The 23,449-nt window shown below is 71.0% G+C and carries 19 protein-coding genes; 10 read left to right on the forward strand and 9 right to left on the reverse strand.

Annotation, left to right across the window (positions count from 1 at the left end; translation table 11 throughout):
• Positions 1-186: 186 nt before the first annotated feature.
• The 5 genes from ACFYW8_RS05340 to ACFYW8_RS05360 are packed head-to-tail and all read right to left on the reverse strand — an operon-like array spanning position 187 to position 5,761.
• Complete coding sequence (locus ACFYW8_RS05340; RefSeq protein WP_389068175.1) at positions 187-1,497, reverse strand: DUF58 domain-containing protein; 1,311 nt, start codon at positions 1,495-1,497, stop codon at positions 187-189.
• Complete coding sequence (locus ACFYW8_RS05345) at positions 1,497-2,495, reverse strand: AAA family ATPase (RefSeq protein ID WP_389068177.1); 999 nt, start codon at positions 2,493-2,495, stop codon at positions 1,497-1,499. Before ACFYW8_RS05345 ends, ACFYW8_RS05340 begins: the two co-directional genes overlap by 1 nt.
• Positions 2,495-3,685 carry a DUF4350 domain-containing protein gene (locus ACFYW8_RS05350; protein WP_389068179.1) on the reverse strand — a complete coding sequence of 397 codons (1,191 nt, stop codon included), beginning with the start codon at positions 3,683-3,685 and terminating at the stop codon, positions 2,495-2,497. Before ACFYW8_RS05350 ends, ACFYW8_RS05345 begins: the two co-directional genes overlap by 1 nt.
• Positions 3,682-4,440, reverse strand: coding sequence for a DUF4129 domain-containing protein (locus tag ACFYW8_RS05355; protein WP_389068182.1), 759 nt, complete (start codon positions 4,438-4,440; stop codon positions 3,682-3,684). Before ACFYW8_RS05355 ends, ACFYW8_RS05350 begins: the two co-directional genes overlap by 4 nt.
• A 4-nt stretch (positions 4,441-4,444) precedes the next feature.
• Positions 4,445-5,761, reverse strand: a complete 1,317-nt coding sequence (locus tag ACFYW8_RS05360) for a hypothetical protein (RefSeq protein ID WP_389068184.1) — start codon at positions 5,759-5,761, stop codon at positions 4,445-4,447.
• A 140-nt stretch (positions 5,762-5,901) separates the two neighbouring features.
• On the opposite strand from ACFYW8_RS05360, the gene mtnA reads away from it, so the two are divergent.
• The 7 genes from mtnA (at position 5,902) to ACFYW8_RS05395 (ending at position 14,861) form a co-directional block, all read left to right on the forward strand.
• Positions 5,902-7,047: an S-methyl-5-thioribose-1-phosphate isomerase gene (mtnA, locus tag ACFYW8_RS05365; RefSeq protein ID WP_365882335.1), complete on the forward strand. Its 1,146-nt coding sequence runs from the start codon at positions 5,902-5,904 to the stop codon at positions 7,045-7,047.
• 8 nt (positions 7,048-7,055) lie between these two features.
• Positions 7,056-7,745 (forward strand): two-component system response regulator MtrA, encoded by a 690-nt coding sequence (gene mtrA, locus ACFYW8_RS05370; protein ID WP_315903753.1) that lies wholly within the window; start codon positions 7,056-7,058, stop codon positions 7,743-7,745.
• Between the two features lies 1 nt (position 7,746).
• Complete coding sequence (gene mtrB / locus ACFYW8_RS05375; protein WP_389068188.1) at positions 7,747-9,831, forward strand: MtrAB system histidine kinase MtrB; 2,085 nt, start codon at positions 7,747-7,749, stop codon at positions 9,829-9,831.
• Positions 9,821-11,665, forward strand: coding sequence for an LpqB family beta-propeller domain-containing protein (locus ACFYW8_RS05380; RefSeq protein WP_389068795.1), 1,845 nt, complete (start codon positions 9,821-9,823; stop codon positions 11,663-11,665). The genes mtrB and ACFYW8_RS05380 overlap by 11 nt, the downstream gene beginning before the upstream one ends.
• 309 nt (positions 11,666-11,974) lie before the next feature.
• Complete coding sequence (locus tag ACFYW8_RS05385) at positions 11,975-12,901, forward strand: ComF family protein (protein ID WP_389068191.1); 927 nt, start codon at positions 11,975-11,977, stop codon at positions 12,899-12,901.
• Between the two features lie 315 nt (positions 12,902-13,216).
• Positions 13,217-13,909, forward strand: a complete 693-nt coding sequence (gene hpf, locus ACFYW8_RS05390) for a ribosome hibernation-promoting factor, HPF/YfiA family (protein WP_389068194.1) — start codon at positions 13,217-13,219, stop codon at positions 13,907-13,909.
• Between the two features lie 205 nt (positions 13,910-14,114).
• On the forward strand, positions 14,115-14,861 hold the full coding sequence (locus ACFYW8_RS05395; protein ID WP_365882326.1) for a response regulator transcription factor: 747 nt from the start codon (positions 14,115-14,117) through the stop codon (positions 14,859-14,861).
• 93 nt (positions 14,862-14,954) lie between these two features.
• Here ACFYW8_RS05395 and ACFYW8_RS05400 read toward each other — a convergent pair whose 3' ends face one another.
• Complete coding sequence (locus tag ACFYW8_RS05400; RefSeq protein WP_389068196.1) at positions 14,955-16,208, reverse strand: winged helix-turn-helix domain-containing protein; 1,254 nt, start codon at positions 16,206-16,208, stop codon at positions 14,955-14,957.
• Between the two features lie 191 nt (positions 16,209-16,399).
• Positions 16,400-16,966: a GNAT family N-acetyltransferase gene (locus tag ACFYW8_RS05405; RefSeq protein ID WP_389068199.1), complete on the reverse strand. Its 567-nt coding sequence runs from the start codon at positions 16,964-16,966 to the stop codon at positions 16,400-16,402.
• Positions 16,967-17,211: 245 nt separating this feature from the next.
• Here ACFYW8_RS05405 and secA point away from each other — a divergent pair, with 245 nt between their 5' ends.
• Positions 17,212-20,055: a preprotein translocase subunit SecA gene (gene secA / locus ACFYW8_RS05410; RefSeq protein WP_365882320.1), complete on the forward strand. Its 2,844-nt coding sequence runs from the start codon at positions 17,212-17,214 to the stop codon at positions 20,053-20,055.
• Between the two features lie 146 nt (positions 20,056-20,201).
• Here the strand turns inward: secA and ACFYW8_RS05415 are convergent, their stop codons facing one another.
• On the reverse strand, positions 20,202-20,951 hold the full coding sequence (locus ACFYW8_RS05415; protein WP_389068203.1) for an Rv3235 family protein: 750 nt from the start codon (positions 20,949-20,951) through the stop codon (positions 20,202-20,204).
• Positions 20,952-21,297: 346 nt separating this feature from the next.
• Here ACFYW8_RS05415 and ACFYW8_RS05420 point away from each other — a divergent pair, with 346 nt between their 5' ends.
• Positions 21,298-21,813, forward strand: coding sequence for a DUF6912 family protein (locus tag ACFYW8_RS05420; RefSeq protein ID WP_389068205.1), 516 nt, complete (start codon positions 21,298-21,300; stop codon positions 21,811-21,813).
• A 57-nt stretch (positions 21,814-21,870) separates the two neighbouring features.
• Entirely contained in the window at positions 21,871-22,536 is a 666-nt protein-coding gene (locus tag ACFYW8_RS05425) for an HAD family hydrolase (protein WP_389068207.1), read from the forward strand.
• A gap of 154 nt (positions 22,537-22,690) precedes the next feature.
• Here ACFYW8_RS05425 and ACFYW8_RS05430 read toward each other — a convergent pair whose 3' ends face one another.
• Positions 22,691-23,257, reverse strand: a complete 567-nt coding sequence (locus ACFYW8_RS05430) for a DJ-1/PfpI family protein (RefSeq protein WP_261709550.1) — start codon at positions 23,255-23,257, stop codon at positions 22,691-22,693.
• Positions 23,258-23,449 lie beyond the last annotated feature (192 nt).

The raw sequence follows: 23,449 nt of genomic DNA on the forward strand, positions 1-23,449 counted from the left end.
TGTGGGAGAGTAGGACGCCGCCGAACAAATATTACAGAAACCCCCGTACCGGGAAACCGGTCACGGGGGTTTTCTGCGTTCAGGGGCATTTCCCCACCCTGCTTGTAGAACCGCTATTCCATACCCTGTTGCTCCGGACTCCGGAATCCCGTCCCTCACAAGGCCGGGACCTTTTTCGTTCTTCGTTTACAGGCGGCCGGCCGACTTCAGGGCCAGATAGGCGTCCGCGAGGGCCGACGCCAGATTGTCCGGAGTCGCGTCCACGACGGTGACTCCACGGCGTCGCAACTGCTCGGCGGTGCGTTGACGCCCGGCTTCGGCTTGGGCCGCCGCCGCGGCCTCGTACACCGCGTCGATGTTTCCCCGGGCCTTCGCCATCTGCGCGATGTGCGGGTCCGCGACCGAAGCCAGCAGGACCGTATGGCGCTGGGTGAGGCCGGAGAGCACGGGGAGCAGGCCCTCCTCGACGGGGGCCGTTTCGAGGCTCGTCAGGAGCACGATCAAGGAGCGGCGTGGGGCGGTACGCAGGGCTGTGGCGGTCAGGCCGCGGCCGTCGGTTTCGACGAGCTCCGGTTCCAGTCCGGCCATCGCGTTGACCAGGGACGGAAGGACGTCACCTGCCGAACGGCCCTGGACGAGGGCGCGTACCCGACGGTCGTAGGCGAGCAGGTCCACGCGGTCGCCGGCGCGGGAGGCCAGGGCGGCGAGGAGCAGGGCCGCGTCCATGGAGGCGTCGAGACGAGGGGCGTCGCCGACACGGCCCGCGGACGTGCGGCCGGTGTCGAGGACCAGAAGAATGTGGCGGTCGCGCTCGGGACGCCAGGTGCGCACCGCGACCGTGGTCCGGCGGGCTGTGGCACGCCAGTCGATGGAACGGGTGTCGTCGCCGGGAACGTACTCGCGCAGGCTGTCGAATTCCGTGCCCTCACCGCGTGTCAGCACGCTGGTGCGGCCGTCGAGTTCGCGGAGCCGGGCCAGTTTGGAAGGGAGGTGCTTCCGGCTGGTGAACGGGGGCAGGACGCGTACGGCCCAAGGGACTTCGTGGCTGCCCTGACGGGAGAACAGGCCGAGGGGACCGAATGAGCGGATCGTGACGCGGTCGGCCCTGCGGTCACCGCGGCGCGTGGGGCGCAGACGGGTCGTCAGACGGCGGCGTTCGCCGGCGGGGACCGTCAGGTGGTGACGGGAGGCCTCGACCTCGGTGCCGGGTTCCCAACTGCTGGGCGGCCAGGCGTCGCGGAGGTGCGCGCGCAGGGGGCGGTCGGAGGGATTGGTGACGGTGAGGGTGACGTCGGCGGACTCGCCGAGCCGCACCGAGGTGTCGCCGGAGCGGGTCAGGCCGAGCCGTCGTACGGGAGCGGCGAGGGCGGCGTCGCAGGCGCAGGCCAGGGCCAAGGGGGCGTTCACGGCGAGGATGCCCGTCCAACTGGGTCCCCAGATGCCGACGGGCAGTGCGCCGAGGGCCGCCAGGAGGGCGGCGCGTCCGGTGAGTGCCATCAGCGGGGGACGGGGACGTGGGCGAGGATCGCGTTGATGACGGAATCGGCCGTCACGCCCTCCATCTCGGCTTCGGGCCGGAGTTGGACGCGGTGGCGGAGGGTCGGCAGGGCCAGGGCTTTGACGTCGTCGGGGATGACGTAGTCGCGGCCGGTCAGCCAGGCCCAGGCGCGGACTGTGGCGAGGAGGGCGGTCGCGCCGCGCGGGGAGACGCCGAGGGTGAGCGACGGCGATTCGCGGGTGGCGCGGCAGAGGTCGACGACGTAGCCGGTGATCTCGGGGGAGACCACTGTCTTGGCGACCGCGGTGCGGGCGGCTTCGAGGTCGGCGGGACCGGCCACGGGGCGCAGACCGGCGGCGCGCAGGTCGCGAGGGTTGAAGCCCTCGGCATGGCGGGTCAGGACGTCGATCTCGTCCTGGCGGGAGGGCAGCGGGATCGTCAGTTTGAGGAGGAAGCGGTCCAGTTGGGCTTCGGGGAGCGGATACGTCCCCTCGTACTCGACCGGGTTCTGCGTCGCGGCGACCAGGAAGGGCTCGGGGAGCGGCCGGGGTGTGCCGTCGACCGTGACCTGGCGTTCCTCCATGGCCTCCAGCAGCGACGCCTGGGTCTTGGGAGGGGTGCGGTTGATCTCGTCGGCGAGCAGGAGGTTGGTGAACACCGGGCCGGGCTGGAAGGAGAACTCGGCGGTGCGTGCGTCGTAGACGAGCGAGCCGGTGACGTCGCTCGGCATGAGGTCGGGGGTGAACTGGACGCGCTTGGTGTCGAGTTCGAGTGCGGAGGCGAGCGCGCGGACGAGCAACGTCTTGGCCACTCCGGGGACTCCTTCGAGGAGAACGTGTCCACGGCACAGGAGGGCGACGACGAGGCCGGTCACAGCGGGGTCCTGGCCGACCACGGCTTTGGCGATCTCGGTGCGCAGAGCTTCCAGGGACGAGCGGGCGGTGTCCGCGTCCCCGGAGTACCCGGCGTACCCGGCGTTGTCAGTGGTCGGGTCCATCATGAAATGCGTACCTCTCTTTCGAGGGCGTCGAGTTGGTCGGCAAGAAGGACGAGGGCCGCGTCGTCGCGGGGCGGTGGCCCGAAGAGGAGCGGGAGCGCGGACTGTCCGTCCCCGTCGAGACGGGTGGACAGGGCGGGGAGCAGGGCTTCGGGCGCGTGCGCCTGGGTCGGGGACACGCCGACGAGAGGGGCGAGGCGGGTGCGGGCGGCGGAGCGCAGAACGGCGGCCGCGCGGTCTCGGGCGTTGGCCTTGCGGTAGAGGCGGGCGCGGCCTTCGGCGGTCTCGGAGGCGCGGATCGCGACGGGAAGCCGCTCGGGTACGAGGGGGCCCATCCGGCGTCCCCGCCACAGCGCGGCCAGGACCGCCGCGACGAAGAGCTGCAGTGTGCCCCAGAGCCAGCCCGAGGGGAGCAGGTCGAGGAAGCTCTGGCCGCCCGCGTCGGTGGCCGAGTCGTCGGAGAGGGTGGGGAGGTACCAGACCAGATGAGCGCGGGAACCGAGGAGTTGGAGAGCGAGCGAGGCATTGCCCTGCTCGTCGAGGCGGTCGTTGTAGAGGATGTCGGGGGCGCCGAGCACGACGGTGTCGCCGCTTCCGGAAGGTGCCGGTATCCGCAGGAGCGTGGGCAGGCCCTCGCTGGGGTAGCAGGCGTCGGCGCCCGGTTCGGTAGTGGTGTAGCGGATGCCGCCGGTGTCGGCGCTGCCCGCTCGCCGGGCGGCGGGCAGGCCGCAGTCGGGCGAGCGCGTCGAGTCGAGGCTGACCGCGGGGTCGGCGGTGACTCCCGGGGCGAGGGTGCCGATGGAGGGCGGTCCGGGGGAGACCAGGAGCGTACGGCCGCCGGAGCGTTCCGTCGCCGTGTGCAGGAGGTTCTGCTGACGCTTGGTCAGCAGGTCGGGGACCGCGATCAACAGGGTCGTGTCGGGGCCGGCCGCGGCACTCGCCTCGTCGAGGGTGGTGACCACGCGCGTGGAAACCCCCTGGCCGGCGAGCAGCCGGGCGACGGCCCGGCTGCCGGAGGGGTCGGCGGAGCGCGGGTCGAGGCGACCGTACCGGGCGTCCGAGCGGACCGCGGCCATCACGACGGCGGCCGTCAGCAGGAGGACGAGAGCGAGGACGAGTCCGCGCGCGCGGGTCCACAGCTGGCGGGCGGTGGGCGAGGCCGAGGTGGAGGAGAGGGTGGCCTCGGTCATGAGGCGGCCCCCTGGCGGCTGTTGTGGGCCGTGTTCCGGTCCGTGCTGTGGGCACTGTCCGTGAGTACGGGCTTGGTGCGCCGCAGGTCGCGGTCGAGCTCGGTGAGGCGCTGGTACGCGCGCGGGTCGCCGGACCTGCCGCCGTACGTGATGTCGTCGAAGTCCCGTGCCGCGGCGCGCAGCCGGTCCGTGTGGGAGGGCAGGGCGCGGCTCGCCTCCGCGGCTGCCTCGTCGGCCGTGCGGCCGGGGCGCGGATCGAGCAGCGCGCGTTCTTCCAGGGAGCGGACGATGGCGCGCATCCGCTCCTGGACGGCCTGGTTCCAATGGCCTTGCGCGGCGTGCGCCTCGGCGGCGGCGCGGTGTTCGGCCGCGCTCCTGGGGCGGTCGTCGAAGAGCGTGGCGGACGAGGCGGGGGTGCGGCGCGGAGTGCCCAGACGCCACCACAGGGCGGCCCCGACCGCCACGAGCGTCAGGACGATGACGACGAGTCCGAGGGTTCCGCCGGGCGTCGCGGCGGAGGCGGCGCCGAACAGTTTGTCGACCCAGTCCCAGAAGGCGTTCAGGGCGCGTTGGACGAGGCCGGGGTCGTTCTCGTGGTACATCCGCTTGGACAGCTCACGTCGGGCCGCCTCCCGTGCGGGATCGCGCGGCGTCGTCACCGGTGGTGTGTCGCCGCGCGAGACCGCGAGGACGGCTGTCGCACCGGTGTGCGGCCCCGCGAGTACCGCCGTGAGAACTCCCCCCGCCCCGTTCACCGCATCAACTCCCTGGTGTGGTGCCGGAGGCCTCGGTGCCGTAGCCGGGGACGCCGGCGGCTCGGGCCAGGTCCAGGTCGAGGGCTTCGCGCCGGATGCGCCGGTCGATGTACAGGAGCACGGTGACGCCCGCGGTGATCGGGAAGGTGACCATGGATCCGATGACCGAGCCGATACCGCTGACGATGAGGAAGGTCCAGCCGAGGTCGCCCCCGGCGTTGTCGAGGAAGCCGGCGAAGCCGTCGCCGCTCAGCGCGGCGGCGATGAGGGCGAAGGGGATCACGATGATCGACGCCACGATGTTGGCGATGATCGTGGCGAGCAGTTGGATGCCGAACACCCGCCACCAGGAGCCGCGTACGAGTTTCACGGAGCGGCTCATCGACTTCAGGATGCCCTGCTTCTCCAGCATCAGGGCGGGAGAGGCGAGCGAGAAGCGGACCATAAGCCAGAGGGCCACGAAGCCCGCGGCCAGGAAGCCGAGGCCGGCGAGCACGGCACCGGAGTCACTCGACCCGGCCGCCACCATGAGCAGACCGGGCAGTACGCCGACGCCCAGGACGGCGGTGGCGATGAGCGGCAGCAGCAGGGTCAGGCCGAACAGCTTGGGCAGCTGGGGACGGGCGTCCCGCCAGGCCTCGCTCGTGGTCACCGGCTTGCCGAGCACGGCACGGCTGGTCACCGACGTGAGCAGGGCCGTCGCGACGATGGTGCCGAGCAGCGTGATGAGCAGGACGAGGCCTGAGCTCAGCAAGGTGTCGCCCAGAGCCCGGCTCAGCTCTTCGACCGTGGCGCTCGGGTCGTTGAGGGCGGCCGTGTCGGTGCTGTTGTCCAGGAGGAAGCCCTGGAGCAGGATGACGGCGATCTGCGTGACGACGGCGACGGCCAGCGAGATGCCGAGCACCGTGCGCCAGTAGGTGCGCATGGTCGAGACGGCGCCGTCGAGGATCTCGCCGACGCCGAGCGGGCGCAGCGGGATCACGCCGGGCTTGGCGGCGGACTGCTGTCCGCCCCAGTTGGCGCCCCAGCCGGAGGGCCCGCCGGGGCCGCCCTGTCCGGGGCCTCCCCAGCCGCCGTGTCCAGGGACCTGGCCACCGGGGTGCTGACCGCCCCAGCCCGGACCGGGCGGCGGGGCCTGGCCGGGACCTTGTGTGCCGGGGGCGGACCACTGGCCGGGCGGAGGCTGCTCCTTGGACCACTTCGATGGCTGCTCGGGCTGGTTCGCTCCGCCCTCCGCGGGCTGCGGGGTGCCGGACGCGTCCGGCACCTCTTCGCCGGAGGGTGCGGATCCGGGCGACGCCCAGCCCGGAGTGTCGTTCATCGTCGCTCCTTCACGGTGCCCGTTCCGCGGTCGCGGCGGCAGGTTGGCAGCCATCGTGTCACGGCGTGCCCGGCGGGGGACCGGCCCTGTATGGGCTGCACACCTTCAATTGTCTGCCGGATACGGGGCAGACTGGGCGGATGGCCGATCACTACGCGCAAACCCGCGAGGACAGCGGGCCGACGGAGATACCCGCGATCCGCTGGCACGAGCCGCCCGAAGGCCCTGTCGTGGTCCTTCTCGACCAGACGCGGCTTCCCGCCGAGGAGGTCGAGCTGGTGTGCACGGACGCGTCCACGCTGGTGGAGGCGATCCGTACGCTCGCCGTGCGGGGAGCGCCACTGCTCGGGATCGCCGGGGCGTACGGAGTCGCGCTGGCCGCCGTGCGTGGCTTCGACGTGGACGAGGCCGCCCGTTCGCTGGCCGGTGCCCGGCCCACCGCCGTGAACCTCGGCGTCGGCGTGCGCAGGGCGCAGGCGGCACACCGCGCGGTGCTCTCCTCGGGCGGCGACGAGGTGGCGGCCGCCGCGGCGGCGCTCGCGGCGGCGCGGGCGCTGCACCGGGAGGATGCCGAGGCCAGCTCACGCATGGCCGAGCGTGGTCTGGCGCTGCTCCACGAACTGCTGCCGGGCGGCGGACACCGTGTGCTCACGCACTGCAACACCGGGGCGCTGGTGTCCGGCGGGGAGGGCACCGCGTTCGCCGTGGCGCTCGCGGCGCACCGCGCCGGGCAGCTGCGGCGGCTCTGGGTGGACGAGACGCGGCCGTTGCTGCAGGGTGCTCGCCTGACGGCCTACGAGGCGGCTCGCAGCGGAATGGCGTACACCCTGCTCACGGACAACGCGGCGGGCTCGCTGTTCGCGGCCGGGGAGGTGGACGCGGTGCTGATCGGCGCGGACCGCATCGCGGCCGACGGTTCGGTGGCCAACAAGGTGGGGAGCTATCCGCTCGCGGTGCTGGCCAGGTACCACCATGTGCCGTTCATCGTGGTGGCGCCGGTGACGACGATCGATCCGGACACGCCCGACGGAGCGTCCATCGAGGTCGAGCAGCGCGCCGGTCATGAAGTGACGGAGATCACAGCTCCGCAGGTCCCGATGGCGGGGGTGGAGCCCGGAGGCGGTATACCTGTGGCACCCCTGGGGACCCAGGCGTACAACCCGGCGTTCGACGTGACGCCGCCGGAGTTGATCACGGCGATCGTCACCGAAGAGGGCGTTGTTTCGCCCGTGACGGCTGAGGCTCTCGCCGAGCTGTGTGACTTGTCACGCCAGGTAACGATTTAGTTAATGGGATGATGTCGTTTATGAAGGGACGAGTCCTTGTCGTCGATGACGACACCGCACTGGCCGAGATGCTCGGCATTGTGCTGCGTGGTGAAGGTTTTGAGCCGTCTTTCGTAGCCGACGGCGACAAGGCGCTGGCCGCTTTCCGCGACGCCAAGCCCGATCTGGTGCTCCTTGACCTGATGCTGCCCGGACGGGACGGCATCGAGGTGTGCCGCCTGATCAGGGCGGAGTCCGGGGTGCCGATCGTGATGCTCACGGCGAAGAGCGACACCGTCGATGTCGTGGTCGGCCTCGAATCGGGCGCCGACGACTACATCGTGAAGCCGTTCAAGCCAAAAGAGCTGGTGGCGCGGATCAGGGCGCGGCTGCGTCGTTCGGAGGAGCCGACGCCCGAACAGCTGTCGATCGGCGATCTCGTCATCGACGTCGCCGGTCACTCTGTGAAACGGGAAGGCATGTCGATCGCGCTGACGCCGCTGGAGTTCGACCTGCTGGTCGCTCTGGCGCGCAAGCCGTGGCAGGTGTTCACGCGTGAGGTGCTCCTGGAGCAGGTGTGGGGCTACCGGCACGCGGCGGACACCCGGCTGGTCAACGTGCACGTCCAGCGGCTGCGCTCCAAGGTCGAGAAGGACCCGGAGCGTCCGGAGATCGTGGTGACCGTCCGAGGCGTCGGATACAAGGCAGGGCCGAGCTGACATGTCACGGGACAGTGCCGCTTCGGCGCCCGCTGAGCAGGGGGACCGTTCGGGGCGGCCTGTCGGCCGGAAAATGACGGGCTCCCGCTGGGAAAGATTCTTCGAGGGCGGGCTGCTCCAGGGCGGAGTCCAGGGCAGCCCGGTCCTTCGGCTGCTCATACGCTGGGTGCGTCGTCCGCTGCTGCCCGTCATGCGGCTGTGGCGGCGCAACATCCAGCTCAAGATCGTCGCGACGACGCTGCTGATGTCGATGGGCGTCGTCCTGCTGCTCGGCTTCGTCGTGATCGGGCAGGTGCGCAACGGCCTGCTGGACGCCAAGGTGAAGGCCTCGCAGAGCCAGGCCACCGGTGGTTTCTCGGTGGCCAAGCAGAAGGCGGACTCGGCGGCGACGGCGAACGGCGACGACGGTACGGGCGCCGACGGCCGCCCGTCGAAGAACGTCAGCCAGTGGATGACCGACCTCGTCGTGTCGCTGTCCAGTGGTGGGCAGGGCGCGTTCGACGTGGTGACCCTCAACTCCGCCGCGTCGGGCGGCGGCAACGCCGGCCTCGCCCCGCGGTACTCGGACCAGGTCGATCCGACGGTCAGCGTGCCCGAGGACCTGCGCGCCCGGGTCGACAGGACCACGGCGGCGGCGCAGAGCTACACCCGTGTCGTCTACAAGGACGGCCGGGAATCCCAGCCGGCGCTGGTCATCGGCAAGCAGGTCAACGACCCCAACGGTGACGCGTACCAGCTCTACTACCTCTTCCCGCTGACGCAGGAGGAGAAGTCGCTGAGCCTGGTCAAGGGCACGCTCGCGACGGCCGGACTGTTCGTCGTGGTACTCCTCGGGGCCATCGCCTGGCTCGTGGTGCGCCAGGTCGTCACACCGGTGAGGATGGCGGCCGGGATCGCCGAGCGGCTCTCCGCGGGACGCCTCCAGGAACGTATGAAGGTCACCGGCGAGGACGACATCGCCCGTCTGGGCGAGGCCTTCAACAAGATGGCGCAGAACCTCCAGCTGAAGATCCAGCAGCTGGAGGACCTCTCACGGATGCAGCGGCGGTTCGTCTCCGACGTGTCGCACGAGCTGCGCACCCCGCTGACCACCGTGCGGATGGCCGCCGACGTCATCCACGACGCGCGCGTGGACTTCGACCCCGTGACCGCGCGGTCGGCCGAGCTCCTCGCCGACCAGCTGGACCGCTTCGAGACGCTCCTCGCCGACCTGCTGGAGATCAGCCGGTTCGACGCGGGCGCGGCGGCGCTGGAGGCCGACGCGATCGACCTCAGGGAAGTCGTACGCCGGGTGGTCGGCGGAGCCGAGCCGCTCGCCGAGCGCAAGGGCACGCGCATACGCATCAAGGGTGACCAGCAGCCGCTGATCGCCGAGGCGGACGCCCGGCGGGTCGAGCGCGTGCTGCGCAACCTCGTCGTCAACGCCGTGGAGCACGGCGAGGGCAAGGACGTCGTCGTCAAGCTCGCCGCGGCGGGCGGAGCGGTCGCGATCGCGGTCCGCGACTACGGCGTCGGGCTCAAGCCCGGCGAGGCGACCCGGGTGTTCAGCCGCTTCTGGCGGGCCGACCCGGCACGCGCGCGTACCACCGGCGGCACGGGCCTCGGGCTGTCCATCGCCCTGGAGGACGCACGGCTGCACGGCGGCTGGCTGCAGGCCTGGGGCGAGCCGGGCGGCGGCTCGCAGTTCCGGCTGACCCTGCCGCGGACGGCCGACGAGCCGCTCAGGGGATCGCCGATACCGCTGGAGCCCAAGGATTCCCGGCGCAACCGGGGACTCGACGACGCCGGTCTGCCGCACGGCGGCGGTGCCAAGCTCGCCACGGTTCCCGTGCAGCAGCCAGGGGCCGCGACGCCTCCGATACCGCCGCGTGGGGCCATGACGCCACGGCTGGCCGGGGCCTCGCCCACGGCCGACCCGACGGCACTGCCCGGAAACGGCGCTCGCGTGGTGCCCCGGCCGGCCGGAGCGCTGCGCCGCCAGGAGGAGACATCCGGCACCGGCCGGGAACGGACCGCGCGGGAGCGGGGGCGGGACGGCGAGACGCCGGAGGAGCTCGGACATGGGGAGGCATTTCGTGGGCGCTGACCGCGGGGGGATCGGCGTCCGCGGACGCCGTCCGGTGCGCGTCGTGGTGTATCTGGGCTGTGGAGCCCTGCTGCTGACGGGGTGCGCCTCGATGCCGGACAGCGGGGATCTGCGCGGGGTGGAGTCCACGCCGCGTCAGGACTCGCAGGTCCGTGTCTACGCCATGCCGCCGCATCCCGGCGCCTCGGCGGCGGAGATCGTCCAGGGCTTTCTGGAGGCGCTGACCAGCGACGACGCCAAGTACGAGACGGCCGGCAAGTACCTCACCGACAGTGCGCGCAAGACGTGGGATCCGTACCGGTCGACGACGGTCCTCGCGGACGCGCCGGAGCCCGTGGGAATGCCCTCGGGGACCAAGGACGGCAGTCGTGACGTCCTCTTCCGGCTGAGCGGCAGCAAGGTCGCCACGGTGGACGACCGGCACGCGTACGGGCCCGACTCCGGCGCGTACAGCGGATCGGTTCATCTGACCAGGCTGAAGAGCAACAAGCAGTGGCGCATCGACGGACTGCCGCAGGGCGTGGTGATGGGCACGTCCGACTTCCAGCGCAACTACGTGTCCGTGAACAAGTACTTCTACGCGTCGGACGCGACCTCCGGGACCGGCCGTCCGCTGGGGACCGTCGCCGACCCGGTCTACGTGCGCGCGCAGGTGGACCCGATGACGCAGATCGTGCGCGCGCTCCTGAAGGGGCCCACGAGCTGGCTGGACCCGGTGGTCAGGTCCAGCTTCCCCTCGGGCACGGAACTGAAGAACAGTGATGTGTCGCTGTCGCCGGACGACCGCAACAGCGTCACCGTGCCGCTGAACGCGAAGGCCGACCGTGTCGGAAGCTCCCAGTGCAGGCAGATGGCGGCCCAGCTCCTCCTCACCCTCCGGGATCTGACCCCCACCGGAGTCGACGAGGTGGAGCTCCAGAGGTCGAACGGCTCGCAGCTGTGCGTGCTGACCAAGGTCCGGGCCGAGGGCGTCGCTACGCACGGTACGGGCGAGCACCCGGAGTACCAGTACTTCATCGATCACGACCAGCGGCTCGTACGGATGCCCGGCGGCAACGGTGACAAGAAGCCCGAGCCGGTGCCCGGTGCGCTGGGCGAGGGCGGCAAGAAGCTGCGGGCGGCCGCGGTGTCGCGGGACGAGAGCAGCGCCGCCGGAGTGTCGGCCGACGGCCGGAACCTGTACGTCGGGTCGCTGGTGTCCGGCGGCTCGCTCGGCGAGCCGGTGCTGCGCAGCCAGGGCCAGACGGCGGGCGACCGCCTGACGACGCCCAGCTGGGACGCGCGGGGAGACCTGTGGGTGGCCGACCGCGACCTGAAGAACCCCCGGCTGCTACTGCTGCAGAAGGGCGAGGGCGAGCCCATCGTCGTGCAGGCGCCGGAGATCGACGGGCGCGTCGAGGCGGTGCGGGTGGCCGCCGACGGCGTGCGCGTCGCGCTGATCGTCGAGAAGGACGGCAGGAGATCGCTCCAGATCGGTCGCATCGAGCGGTCCGAGCCCGGCGAGCCGCGCGGCGCGTCCGTCCTCGAACTGCGCTCCGTGGCACCCCAGCTGGAGGAGGTCACGGCCATGTCCTGGGCCGGGGACAGCCGACTCGTGGTGGTCGGCAGCGAGAAGGGCGGAGTGCAGCAGATGCGGTACGTCCAGGTCGACGGCTCCACCCCGCTGGGCACCTCGCCCTCCGCGCTCGCCAACGTCAAGGAGATCGCCGCGTCCGAGGACGAGCAGCTGCCGCTCGTGGCGCACTCGGAGACGGACGGGATCGTACGGCTGTCGGCGGGGGAGCAGTGGCAGAAGCTGGTCCAGGACGGGACGGCGCCGGTCTATCCCGGGTAGCGCCGCGTGTTTCTCCACGGTGGGCCCGTCCGGTTTCCGGGCGGGCCCACCGCCGTTTCGGGTTCGGGCCGCGCACTCGCCGCCGACCCCGTGCCGCAGTCCGGTTGTTTTTCGGCCCCGCGGTCCTGCTGCCCTGCCGTCCCTCGTCCCGCGCGTCCTGCGCGTCCGGCGTCCCCTCGAGGCCCCCGTCCCCTGTCCCGCGCGTCCTGCGCCCTGTCGTACGCCCGCGCACGGCCGCTCCCGGGGTTGTCCACAGGCCGTTGTCCACAGGGGTGGCCGAGCGGGCCGGGCGTTGGCACAGTGGTGGCCATGCGGGGGTGGTGGCAGGACCTCACGGATCTGGTGCTGCCGGCCGAGTGCGGAGGCTGTGGACGGCCTCGCGCGGTGCTCTGCCCTGAGTGCCGTGCCGCCCTGAGCGGGGCCGCTCCGTGCCGGGTGCGACCGGTACCCGAGCCGGCGGGGCTGTCCGTGGTGCACGCGGCGGCTCCCTACGAGGACGAGGTGCGGGCCGCGCTCCTCGCCCACAAGGAACGGGGTGCGCTGGCCCTGGCGGCCCCTCTGGGAGCGGCCCTCGCGGGGGCTGTGAGGTCAGGTCTGGGGCCGGTGCGACGTCCTGGTCCGGCCGGGCGGCCGACGGCCCCCAAGGGGCGGCTGAGGCTCGGGAAGGGGGAAGCGTGGGGCGAGCGGGACGGGTGGGAGGCCGATGGTGCGGCGGTCCGGGTGACCGGGACGGGATACGGGCCCGTGCTGCTCGTACCCGTTCCGTCGGCGCGAGGGGCGGTTCGGGCGCGGGGGCATGATCCGGCGCGACGGATCGCGCTGGCGGCGGCGGGCGAGCTGCGGCGCGCGGGAACGCCTGCCCGGGTGCTCGGTGTGCTGCGGCAGCGGCGGGCCGTGGCCGACCAGTCGGGGCTGAACTCCCGGCAGCGGCTGGAGAATCTGGCGGGCGCCCTGGAGGTCGTCGCCGGGGGTGAGCGGCTGCTGGCCCGAGGGGGGCCGGTCGTGCTGGTGGACGACCTGATGACTACGGGGGCGTCCTTGGCGGAGGCGGCGCGGGCCGTGCGGGCGGCGCAGTCGGGTGCGCGGGCGCTGCGATGGACGGGTGAGAGGACGGGACCTGCGGAGGTGTACGGGCGAAAGGCGGGTAGGGAGCAGGCCGGAGGTACGAGCGGTGACACGGTCTGCGCGGCCGTGGTCGCCGCACCGCTGGACGCCTTCGAAATAAACCGGAACTGACCGAGAACTTGCATCGTTGCAGGTAATAAGTGGGTCAATTCACCTGAACGGAGGTACGTATCAGTAGAGGGTGACGACATCCGTCCGGGCGAGATATGTTCGGTTGTGAGGCAATGGCGCAGGCCGTACCTCGCGCACCCGAGTACCGAACCGCGGGTTTCCGGCAATCACCCGCATCGGTGGGGTGGAGATCTTGTCCTTGGGGGAGGAGGAGGTGACAGTCACCGAGTCCGAGGTTCCGGTGCTCACCGGGGCCTGGTGCAAAAGGGAGATGCTCCGCCAGTGGAGCGGGGCTATCCGGGAACGGAGTTCTGCGTGGACATCGTCGTCAAGGGCCGCAAGACCGAGGTGCCCGAGCGGTTCCGCAAGCACGTGGCCGAGAAGCTGAAGCTGGAGAAGATCCAGAAGCTCGATGGCAAGGTGATCAGCCTCGACGTCGAGGTGTCCAAGGAGCCCAACCCCCGACAGGCCGACCGCAGTGACCGAGTGGAGATCACGCTCCACTCCCGCGGACCGGTGATCCGGGCGGAGGCAGCGGCAAGCGACGCGTATGCAGCACTCGACCTGGCCGCGGACAAGCTCGAGGCCCGGCTGCGCAAGCAGCACGACAAGCGCTACACCCGCCGTGGCAACGGCAGGATCTCGGCAGCCGAGGTCGCCGACGTCGTCCCGGGTGCCGCGACCCTGAACGGCAACGGGAGTGTCGTCCACGACGATGAGCCGGACGCCGTGCCCACCAAGAAGATCGGCTCTCTCGAGATCATGGGCGAAGGCCCCTGTGTCGTCCGCGAGAAGACCCACGTGGCCGCGCCGATGACACTTGACCAGGCCCTCTACGAGATGGAGCTGGTCGGGCACGACTTCTACCTCTTCGTCGACTCCGAGACAAAGGAGCCCAGTGTCGTCTACCGGCGGCACGCGTACGACTACGGCGTCATCCACCTCAGCACGGACCCGATGGTCACCCAGGGCGGAGCGGACGCGCCGGGTGGCGCGCTCGGCGGCTGACCATCCCCGGTGACGGCTGAGCCGGTGCCCCTGGAGCGCGAGTGCGCCCCCAGGGGCACCGGTGTGCGACCACTTCACGTCCCGCTCCGACACCCCGCCGACGGCCGGACATGGAATCATGGCCGGACCGGCCCAACCGGTGGGCCGTTGCCTTGGGTTGGCGATGGCACGGAAACACGGGCCACGGCCTTCAGGGGGAGGAACGATGGCGGACAGCTTCGGACCGATGCGTGCCGGTGATGCCGACGACCGAGTCGTCGCCACCGGCCTGGACGTGGGCTCTTCACGCAAGGAGCCCATCAGGGTCCTTGTCGTGGACGACCACGCCCTCTTCCGCCGCGGTCTGGAGATCGTGCTCGCGGCCGAGGAGGACATCCAGGTCGTCGGTGAGGCGGGCGACGGGGCGGAGGCGGTCGACAAGGCTGCCGACCTGCTGCCCGACATCGTGCTGATGGACGTACGGATGCCCAAGCGCGGCGGCATCGAGGCGTGCACCTCCATCAAGGAGGTGGCCCCCAGCGCGAAGATCATCATGCTGACGATCAGCGACGAGGAGGCCGACCTCTACGACGCGATCAAGGCGGGCGCGACCGGGTATCTCCTCAAGGAGATCTCCACGGACGAGGTGGCCACCGCCATTCGCGCGGTGGCCGACGGACAGTCGCAGATCAGCCCCTCGATGGCCTCGAAACTCCTCACCGAGTTCAAGTCGATGATCCAGCGGACGGACGAGCGCCGGCTGGTGCCCGCGCCGCGGCTCACCGATCGCGAGCTGGAGGTCCTCAAGCTCGTGGCCACGGGGATGAACAACCGGGACATCGCCAAGGAACTGTTCATCTCCGAGAACACCGTGAAGAACCATGTACGCAACATCCTGGAGAAGCTGCAGCTGCACTCCAGGATGGAAGCGGTGGTGTACGCGATGCGGGAGAAGATCCTCGAGATCCGCTAGGCGTCACCCGAAGATGCCGCCCGGTGTCACGAGGACGCCGCCGGGCGTCACCCGAGGACCTCGCGAGGCGTCACCCGAGGACGCTGCCCCGTGTCACCCCAGGATGCGGGCGAGTTCCGCCACGACCGGCTCGCGCAGGGCCGGGGCGTCCACCCGCTCGACCCGTACATCCGTACAGTCCACCCAGCTCGCGGCCTCCGCCAGGGCCTCGGCCACCGCGGGGACGGCCTTGGCGTCGTCCAGGGTGATCTGCCTGGCGACCAGCGTGCGGCCCTCCCGGGCCGGGTCCACCCGGCCGACGAGCCGGCCGCCGGCGAGGACCGGCATCGCGAAGTAGCCGTGGATCCGCTTCGGCTTGGGCGTGTACGCCTCCAGGCGGTGCGTGAAATCGAAGATCCGCTCCGTGCGCGCCCGCTCCCAGACGAGGGAGTCGAACGGCGACAGGAGCGTCGTACGGTGGCGGCCGCGCGGCACCGTCTCCAGCGCCACCGGGTCCGCCCACGCGTCTCCCGCCGGTCTTGCCCCGCCGGCCTTGGCGCCGCCCTTTCCGGCCGCGGGCCTGCCCCAGCCCTCCACCGTCACGGGGACCAGGCCCGAGTCGGCGATCACCGCGTCGACCTGCTCCAGCCTGAGGCGGTGGTAGTCGGCGATGTCCGCGCGGGTGCCGACGCCGAGGGACTGCCCGGCCAGGCGGACGAGACGGCGCAGGCACTCCGTGTCGTCCAGCTCGTCGTGGAGCAGCTGCTTCGGGACGGCGCGCTCCGCGAGGTCGTAGACCCGCTTCCAGCCGCGCCGCTCCACGCACACCACCTCGCCGTACATCAGCGCGCGCTCGACGGCGACCTTGGTGCCCGACCAGTCCCACCACTCGCTGGTCTTCTTCGCCCCGCCCAAGTCCGTGGCCGTGAGGGGCCCTTCGGCGCGCAGCTGCTTGACGACCTGGTCGTAGGCGCCGTCGGGCAGGTCGTGGTTCCAGTGCGGGCGGGCGCGGTAGGCGCGGCGGCGGAACGCGAAGTGGGGCCACTCCTCCACGGGCAGGATGCAGGCCGCGTGGGACCAGTACTCGAACGCGTGCGGTGCCGGGGGTGTGTCGGCGGGCGGTGCGGACGTCCAGTAGGCCTGCTCGACGGTCTTGCGGCCGACGGCGCCGAGACGGGCGTACGGAATCAGTTCGTGGGAGCGGGCGAGGACGGAGATCGTGTCGAGCTGGACCGCGCCGAGGTGCCGCAGGACTCCGCGGACGCCCGCCCTGCGGTCCGGGGCGCCCAGGAAACCCTGGGCCCGCAGGGCGATGCGGCGGGCTTCGTCCGCGGAGAGTTCGGTGGTGGGACGCGGAAGACTCGTCATGCCCACACGTTAGGCGCTGCCACTGACAACGGGGACGGGCGGGGGGATCGTGCCGGAACGGGTGCCCGAACCGGTGCCGGGAATCGATGTCAGCAGCCGGGGCCGACGTCCCGGGATCGGTATCCACCCCGGTACGGTCCTCACCTCGCTCGGGGCGACGTCCGGAGCCCGGTGTCAACCCGGTACGGCCCTCACCTGGCCGGCAGGTACGGCGCCGTCGAGGGGAGGCCCAGGTCCGACGGGAGCAGCGAGCCCACCCAGCAGTCCCTGCGTACGCCCTTGTTGTTGATGGCGGAGCGGAGGGTCCCCTCGATGGTGAAGCCGGCGCGTTCGGCGACCGCGCGGGAACCGGTGTTGCCGACCTCGGCGCGCCATTCGACGCGGTCGACGGACAGGTCGGTGAAGGCCCAGCGGGAGGCGGCGACGGTGGCCTCGGCGATGTAGCCGTTGCCGCGGTGCTCCTTCGTCGCCCAGTAGCCCACCTCGCCGACGCCCAGGGAGCGCATGGTGATCGAGAGCATGCCCACCAACTGCCCGGAGGGGAGGAAGACGCCGAAGGCGAAGGCGGCACCGTCCGCCCAGCCCTCGGGCACTATCTGGTCCGTGAAGCCCGTCGCGTGCTCGCGCAGATAGGGCGACGGGATCGTGGTCCAGCGCTGGATGTCGGGATCCTGGGCGGCCTCGTAGACGGCGTCTGTGTCGTCCACGCCCACGGCGCGCAGGACGAGACGGTCGGTGGTCAGCGTGACGGGGTCCATCGGCCGATTCTGCTCGGGCATCCGGAAGGACGCCATTCCTTTGCCCTGAGTGAGCGGTTCGCTACTTTTCGCTGTGTGGACGCGGCACCTTAGGCGGGCCCTGCCCGTTGTCCTGGTGGCTGTCACTTGCAGACCTCCCGGCGCGGTGTGGTCCTCGCTTACGATGGCCGTTGCTCAAGCTGTGATTTGAAACTGTCATTTGAAACCGACCGTCCCAGGCCCGACCGGCAAGGAGACAAACCCCCGTGTCCGTCCTCTCAAAGATCATGCGTGCAGGCGAAGGCAAGATCCTGCGCAAACTGCACCGCATCGCGGACCAGGTCAACTCCATCGAAGAGGACTTCGTCAACCTCTCCGACGCCGAGCTGAGGGCCCTCACCGATGAGTACAAGCAGCGGTACGCCGACGGCGAAAGCCTCGACGACCTGCTGCCCGAGGCCTTCGCCACCGTCCGTGAGGCTGCCAAGCGCGCCCTTGGCCAGCGTCACTACGACGTGCAGATGATGGGTGGCGCCGCGCTCCACCTCGGCTATGTCGCGGAGATGAAGACCGGTGAGGGCAAGACGCTCGTCGGCACCCTGCCCGCGTATCTGAACGCTCTCTCCGGAGCCGGCGTCCACCTCATCACGGTCAACGACTACCTGGCCGAGCGCGACTCCGAAATGATGGGCCGCGTCCACAAGTTCCTCGGCCTCGAGGTCGGGTGCATCCTCGCCAACATGACTCCGGCCCAGCGCCGCGAGCAGTACGCGTGCGACATCACGTACGGCACGAACAACGAGTTCGGCTTCGACTACCTGCGCGACAACATGGCGTGGTCCCAGGACGAGCTCGTCCAGCGCGGCCACAACTTCGCGATCGTCGACGAGGTCGACTCCATCCTGGTCGACGAGGCCCGTACGCCGCTGATCATCTCCGGCCCGGCCGACCAGGCCACGAAGTGGTACGGCGACTTCGCCAAGCTGGTCACCCGCCTCAAGAAGGGTGAGCCCGGCAACTCCCTGAAGGGCATCGAGGAGACCGGCGACTACGAGGTCGACGAGAAGAAGCGCACCGTCGCCATCCACGAGCCCGGCGTCGCCAAGGTCGAGGACTGGCTGGGCATCGACAACCTCTACGAGTCGGTGAACACCCCGCTCGTCGGTTACCTGAACAACGCCATCAAGGCGAAGGAACTGTTCAAGAAGGACAAGGACTACGTCGTCATCGACGGCGAAGTCATGATCGTCGACGAGCACACCGGTCGTATCCTCGCCGGCCGCCGCTACAACGAGGGCATGCACCAGGCGATCGAGGCGAAGGAAGGGGTGGACATCAAGGACGAGAACCAGACGCTCGCCACGATCACCCTTCAGAACTTCTTCCGCCTCTACAAGCGCCACGACCACAACGGCAAGGAAATGCCGGGTCTCTCCGGCATGACCGGTACGGCGATGACCGAGGCCGCCGAGTTCCACCAGATCTACAAGCTCGGCGTCGTCCCGATCCCGACCAACAGGCCGATGGTCCGCAAGGACCAGTCCGACCTGATCTACCGCACCGAGGTCGCCAAGTTCGAGGCGGTCGTCGACGACATCGCCGAGAAGCACGAGAAGGGTCAGCCGATCCTGGTCGGCACCACCTCGGTCGAGAAGTCCGAGTACCTCTCGCAGCAGCTCTCCAAGCGCGGCATCCAGCACGAGGTGCTGAACGCGAAGCAGCACGACCGGGAGGCGACGATCGTCGCCCAGGCCGGCCGCAGGGGTGCCGTCACGGTCGCCACGAACATGGCCGGCCGCGGTACGGACATCAAGCTCGGCGGCAACCCCGACGACCTCGCCGAGGCGGAGCTGCGCCAGCGCGGCCTCGACCCCGAGGAGCACATCGAGGAGTGGGCGGCCGCGCTGCCCGCCGCCCTGGAGCGTGCCGAGAAGGCCGTGAAGGCGGAGTTCGAAGAGGTCAAGGACCTCGGCGGCCTCTACGTACTCGGCACCGAGCGCCACGAGTCGCGGCGTATCGACAACCAGCTGCGCGGTCGTTCCGGCCGTCAGGGCGACCCGGGCGAGTCCCGCTTCTACCTCTCCCTGGGCGACGACCTGATGCGCCTGTTCAAGGCACAGATGGTCGAGCGCGTCATGTCGATGGCGAACGTGCCGGACGACGTGCCGATCGAGAACAAGATGGTCACGCGTGCCATCGCGTCCGCCCAGTCGCAGGTCGAGCAGCAGAACTTCGAGACCCGCAAGAACGTCCTGAAGTACGACGAGGTGCTCAACCGGCAGCGCGAGGTCATCTACGGCGAGCGCCGTCGCGTCCTGGAGGGCGAGGACCTCGAGGAGCAGATCCAGCACTTCATGGACGACACCATCGACGCCTACATCGGGGCGGAGACCGCCGAGGGCTTCGCCGAGGAGTGGGACCTCGACCGGCTGTGGGGCGCCTTCAAGCAGCTCTACCCGGTGAAGGTCACTGTCGACGAGATGGAGGAGACGGTCGGCGACCGTGCCGGTCTGACCGCCGAGTTCATCTCCGATTCCATCAAGGACGACATCCACGACCAGTACGCGGCCCGCGAGGAGCAGCTCGGCTCCGAGATCATGCGTGAGCTGGAGCGCCGGGTCGTGCTGTCGGTCCTGGACCGCAAGTGGCGCGAGCACCTCTACGAGATGGACTATCTCCAGGAGGGCATCGGCCTGCGTGCGATGGCCCAGAAGGACCCGCTGGTCGAGTACCAGCGCGAGGGCTTCGACATGTTCAGCGCCATGATGGACGGCATCAAGGAGGAGTCCGTCGGCTACCTGTTCAACCTGGAGGTCCAGGTCGAGCAGCAGGTCGAGGAGGTCCTGGTCGAGGACTCCGCGCCGTCCCTCGCCAAGAAGGAAGCGGTCCCCGCGGGCGGGATGCGACCCGAGATCCGCGCCAAGGGGCTCGACGCCCCGCAGCGGCCGGACCGGTTGCACTTCTCCGCGCCGACCGTGGACGGCGAGGGTGGCGTCATCGAGGGCGACTTCGCCAGCGACGACGAGCCCGTGCGCTCGGAGGCGGACGGCCTCACGCGCGCGGAGCGCCGCAAGGCGCAGAAGGGCGCGTCGCGTCGCCGCAAGAAGTGAGTGAGGGTCGCGGGCGGCCGGTGACTGCCGCCGCGCGCGACCGGTAGAGCGAAGGGCCGGGCACCTGGTGCCCGGCCCTTCGTGTTCGCCGGAGCCCCCGGCCCTTCGCATGTGCCGCAGGTTGCGGGCCGCGGGGCCGGGGTCGTTCAGTCGTTCGCTCGGGGCATGCGGGGGCCGCCGAGTTCGATCGCCGTGCAGCGCCAGCGGAGGTCGGGGCCCTGCTCCAGCCGGAAGGCCATGGCGCGGAGCTGGTCCCCGGCGCCGATGCGGGCGAAGGCCTCGACGGCGCCGGGGCGTGCGACGTAGTAGCCGATGTCCCGCACGACGGGGCGGGTGCCGCGGGTGCGAAGGGGGCCGCGTTCGGCGAGCCAGGCCAGTTCGTCGTAGGCGCGGCCCGCGGTGTGGCGCAGCATGCAGTGGACGGGGCGCGCACCGCTCAGTACGGCCAGCAGACGCTCGGCGAAGACATCGGTGGGGCGGGGCTGGGGAGCGGGGCTCCGAGGCGCTTCGGCGGACGCCGTGGCGAACGGCCGGGCTCCGCCTCGCGCCGTCGCCGGGGACCGGCTGCCGCCGGGTCCCGTGGCCGGGTGACCCGTGCGTCGTGCCACCGCGGCAGCGCCGGTGGCCGGTGCCGGTACAGCCGGCGACCGGCTTCCGGCCGCCGCCGGTGCCACCGCGGACGCCGCATGGCCCGTGTCCGTGCGCGGGGCCGACAGGGCGCTCGCGGGGCGCGTGGGGGACGAGCCCGTGTCCTGCGGCGGGCTGCCGCCCGGGGGCCCGGCGGGAGTGCCCCTGCCCGGGGTGCGGGGCGGGGTGCCGCCGGGGCGCCGGGTGTCCTGACGGCCGGGCGGACGGGTGCCCGGGTGGCGCCTTGTCCTGGTCATCACCTTGTTCATATGTCGTCCCCGCTCGTCGTTGGGCCGATTGATACCGGTCGGTAACTTTCGTGCTGGGGATCTTGTACGAGGCGGGAGCGGGCCCGCGCAACGACGGTGGGCGCGTGTCGCGGTGGCCGGGGAATTCACCTATCAGGGTTGCCGCGAGTGGCGTGGCCCTTGGCGGCGAAGGGGAGTACCGGGTGAATCGCGGGCGCGGAGTGGACGCCACGGAGGGTGCGGCCCGGAACTCGAAAGGGGACGCCCGCACGTATCCTGAAGGCCCTCCCCGGAGGCGCGGGACCCCCCTCCCCGGAGTGCCCGGACCGCGTGACCCTCGGAGCCACGACTACGAAAGCGGCCAGCCATGCGCGTCTACGTCCCCCTGACCCTCTCCGGTCTCGCCGAGGCGTACAAGACGGGGGAGCTGGTGGCGGGGCCCTTCATCGCGTACGCGGTCACGCCCGCCCTGCGCGAGTGGTACCTCTCCGACGACATCGAGGAACTGGAGTACGCGGCACTGAGCCGCGCCGCGCTGGCCTCGCTGCGGCTCCTGGCAGTCGATCCGGGGGCCGTTCGGCGCCGGGTCGTCGTCGCGGTCGACGTTCCGGACCGGGCCGCGGCCGCCGACCCCGACCGGGGACTCGATCCCGCGGCGCTCGGCGAGGTGCGGGTCTCCCAGGACGTGCCGCTGTCCAAGGCGGCCGCCGTGCACGTCGACTCGGTGGACGCCGAGGCGGATGTGACCGCGGCCGCGGCCGCGCTGGGCGCGGCGGACGTCGGGGACGACGACGCACAGTTCGTGGTCGACGGGGCCGAGGACCACGTACTGCTGTGGTTCGCCACGCAGGAGATCCCCAACCTGGTCGGACTCGGGGAGTAACCGCCCGCTTTCCGGGCGCGATGAAGCGTTGTCAGCGGCGGCGGGTACGTTCTTGGCATGGGGAAGCAAGGAAACGCCCACATTGTGTGGGACTGGAACGGCACGCTGTTCCACGACAATGACGCGATCATCGGAGCGACGAACGCGGCATTCGCGGAACTGGGGCTTGAGCCGATCACGCTGGAGCGGTACCGGGCGTTGTACTGCGTGCCCGTGCCGAGGTTCTACGAGCGGCTGATGGGGCGGCTGCCCACGGACGCCGAGTGGCAGGTCATGGACGAGACCTTCCAGCGGTACTACGCCGAGCACCGCAGGGCGTGCGAGCTCACCGCCGGGGTGCCCGCGCTGCTCGCCGGGTGGGAGGCGGCGGGTCGCAGCCAGTCCCTCCTGAGCCTGTACGGGCACGAGGAGCTGGTCCCGCTGGTGCGGGGCTTCGGGATCGAGCCGCACTTCGTACGGGTCGACGGGCGGACCGGGCCCTCCGGCGGCAGCAAGGCCGAGCACATGGTGCGACACCTCGCGGCGATCGCGGGTGTCGAGCCGGCCCGCGTGGTGGTGATCGGCGACGCCGCGGACGACGCGATGGCCGCACGGCATGTCGGCGCCGGGGCGGTCCTCTACACCGGGGGTTCCCACAGCCGCGCCAGTCTGGAGGAGGTCGGTGTGCCCGTGGTGGACAGCCTGGAGGAGGCGGTCGAGGAGGCCGGGCGACTGGCGGCCTGAAGGTCTCCCCAGGAGCTTGCCGGCTGGTCTGCCCAGGGGCCCGGCGTCGGGGTCTGGGCGGCGACTTGGCGCAGGGTCTCAGGGGGACCCGGCCGAGGGGCGGTGCGGGAGCCGGGCGGGGGCCGTGTGCCGGCCCCCGCGCGGTCGCGGCGCGTCAGTTCACCGGGGCCTTCGAGCGCAGCACCTTGAGGAACTCGCGCATCCAGGCCGAGTGGTCCGGCCAGGCGCGGGCGGAGACCAGGGTGCCGTCGACGACCGCCTCCGCGTCCTGGAAGGTCGCGCCCGCCGCCTGCATGTCGAGTTCCAGCGCGGGGTACGCCGTGACGCGGCGGCCGCTGAGGCTGTCGACGGCCGCGGTCAGCAGGGGACCGTGGCAGATCTGGGCCACCGGCTTGTCCGCGTCGAAGAAGGCCTTCAGGATCTTGCGGAGTTCGAGGTCGTTGCGGAGGTACTCCGGGGCGCGTCCCCCCGGAATGACCAGGGCGACGTACGCGCCGGGGTCGACCTCCGCGAACGAGAGGTCCGCGGGCCAGGTGTAGCCGAGTTTCTCGGTGTAGGTGTCGAAGCCGGGCTCGAAGTCGTGGATCACGAACTGCAGCTTCTTGCGGGTGGGGGCCGCGATGTGGACCTCGTAGCCCTCCTCGCGCAGGCGCTGGTAGGGGTAGAGGACTTCCAGTGACTCCGCCGCGTCGCCGGTGACAATGAGGATCTTCGCTGCCATGGTGCTGCGCTCCCGTCGGCCGTCCTTGCGCGTTCCGTGGTCGTCCCGGTCAACCTGCCTCCGGGGGAGGTGCTTGCCAAGGGGCAGAACACTGCCCGTAGGACGACGGTAGCTCGCAGTCGGCCCGCACTGCACGCCATCGCCCCATTCGTCCCTGTGCATAGTGTCAAAGTTCCACCCCTGGTTTTGTAC

The sequence above is a fragment of the Streptomyces sp. NPDC002742 genome (assembly GCF_042888885.1).
Taxonomy (GTDB): Bacteria; Actinomycetota; Actinomycetes; order Streptomycetales; family Streptomycetaceae; genus Streptomyces.

What these genes read in the sequence shown, in the direction of transcription:
- ACFYW8_RS05340 (WP_389068175.1), bottom strand. Translation starts at nt 1,497, where the DNA reads ATGGCACTCACCGGACGCGCCGCCCTCCTGGCGGCCCTCGGCGCACTG.
- ACFYW8_RS05345 (WP_389068177.1), bottom strand. Translation starts at nt 2,495, where the DNA reads ATGGACCCGACCACTGACAACGCCGGGTACGCCGGGTACTCCGGGGAC.
- ACFYW8_RS05350 (WP_389068179.1), bottom strand. Translation starts at nt 3,685, where the DNA reads ATGACCGAGGCCACCCTCTCCTCCACCTCGGCCTCGCCCACCGCCCGC.
- ACFYW8_RS05360 (WP_389068184.1), bottom strand. Translation starts at nt 5,761, where the DNA reads ATGAACGACACTCCGGGCTGGGCGTCGCCCGGATCCGCACCCTCCGGC.
- mtnA (WP_365882335.1), top strand. Translation starts at nt 5,902, where the DNA reads ATGGCCGATCACTACGCGCAAACCCGCGAGGACAGCGGGCCGACGGAG.
- mtrA (WP_315903753.1), top strand. Translation starts at nt 7,056, where the DNA reads ATGATGTCGTTTATGAAGGGACGAGTCCTTGTCGTCGATGACGACACC.
- mtrB (WP_389068188.1), top strand. Translation starts at nt 7,747, where the DNA reads ATGTCACGGGACAGTGCCGCTTCGGCGCCCGCTGAGCAGGGGGACCGT.
- ACFYW8_RS05385 (WP_389068191.1), top strand. Translation starts at nt 11,975, where the DNA reads ATGCGGGGGTGGTGGCAGGACCTCACGGATCTGGTGCTGCCGGCCGAG.
- ACFYW8_RS05395 (WP_365882326.1), top strand. Translation starts at nt 14,115, where the DNA reads ATGGCGGACAGCTTCGGACCGATGCGTGCCGGTGATGCCGACGACCGA.
- ACFYW8_RS05400 (WP_389068196.1), bottom strand. Translation starts at nt 16,208, where the DNA reads ATGACGAGTCTTCCGCGTCCCACCACCGAACTCTCCGCGGACGAAGCC.
- ACFYW8_RS05405 (WP_389068199.1), bottom strand. Translation starts at nt 16,966, where the DNA reads ATGGACCCCGTCACGCTGACCACCGACCGTCTCGTCCTGCGCGCCGTG.
- ACFYW8_RS05415 (WP_389068203.1), bottom strand. Translation starts at nt 20,951, where the DNA reads ATGAACAAGGTGATGACCAGGACAAGGCGCCACCCGGGCACCCGTCCG.
- ACFYW8_RS05420 (WP_389068205.1), top strand. Translation starts at nt 21,298, where the DNA reads ATGCGCGTCTACGTCCCCCTGACCCTCTCCGGTCTCGCCGAGGCGTAC.
- ACFYW8_RS05425 (WP_389068207.1), top strand. Translation starts at nt 21,871, where the DNA reads ATGGGGAAGCAAGGAAACGCCCACATTGTGTGGGACTGGAACGGCACG.
- ACFYW8_RS05430 (WP_261709550.1), bottom strand. Translation starts at nt 23,257, where the DNA reads ATGGCAGCGAAGATCCTCATTGTCACCGGCGACGCGGCGGAGTCACTG.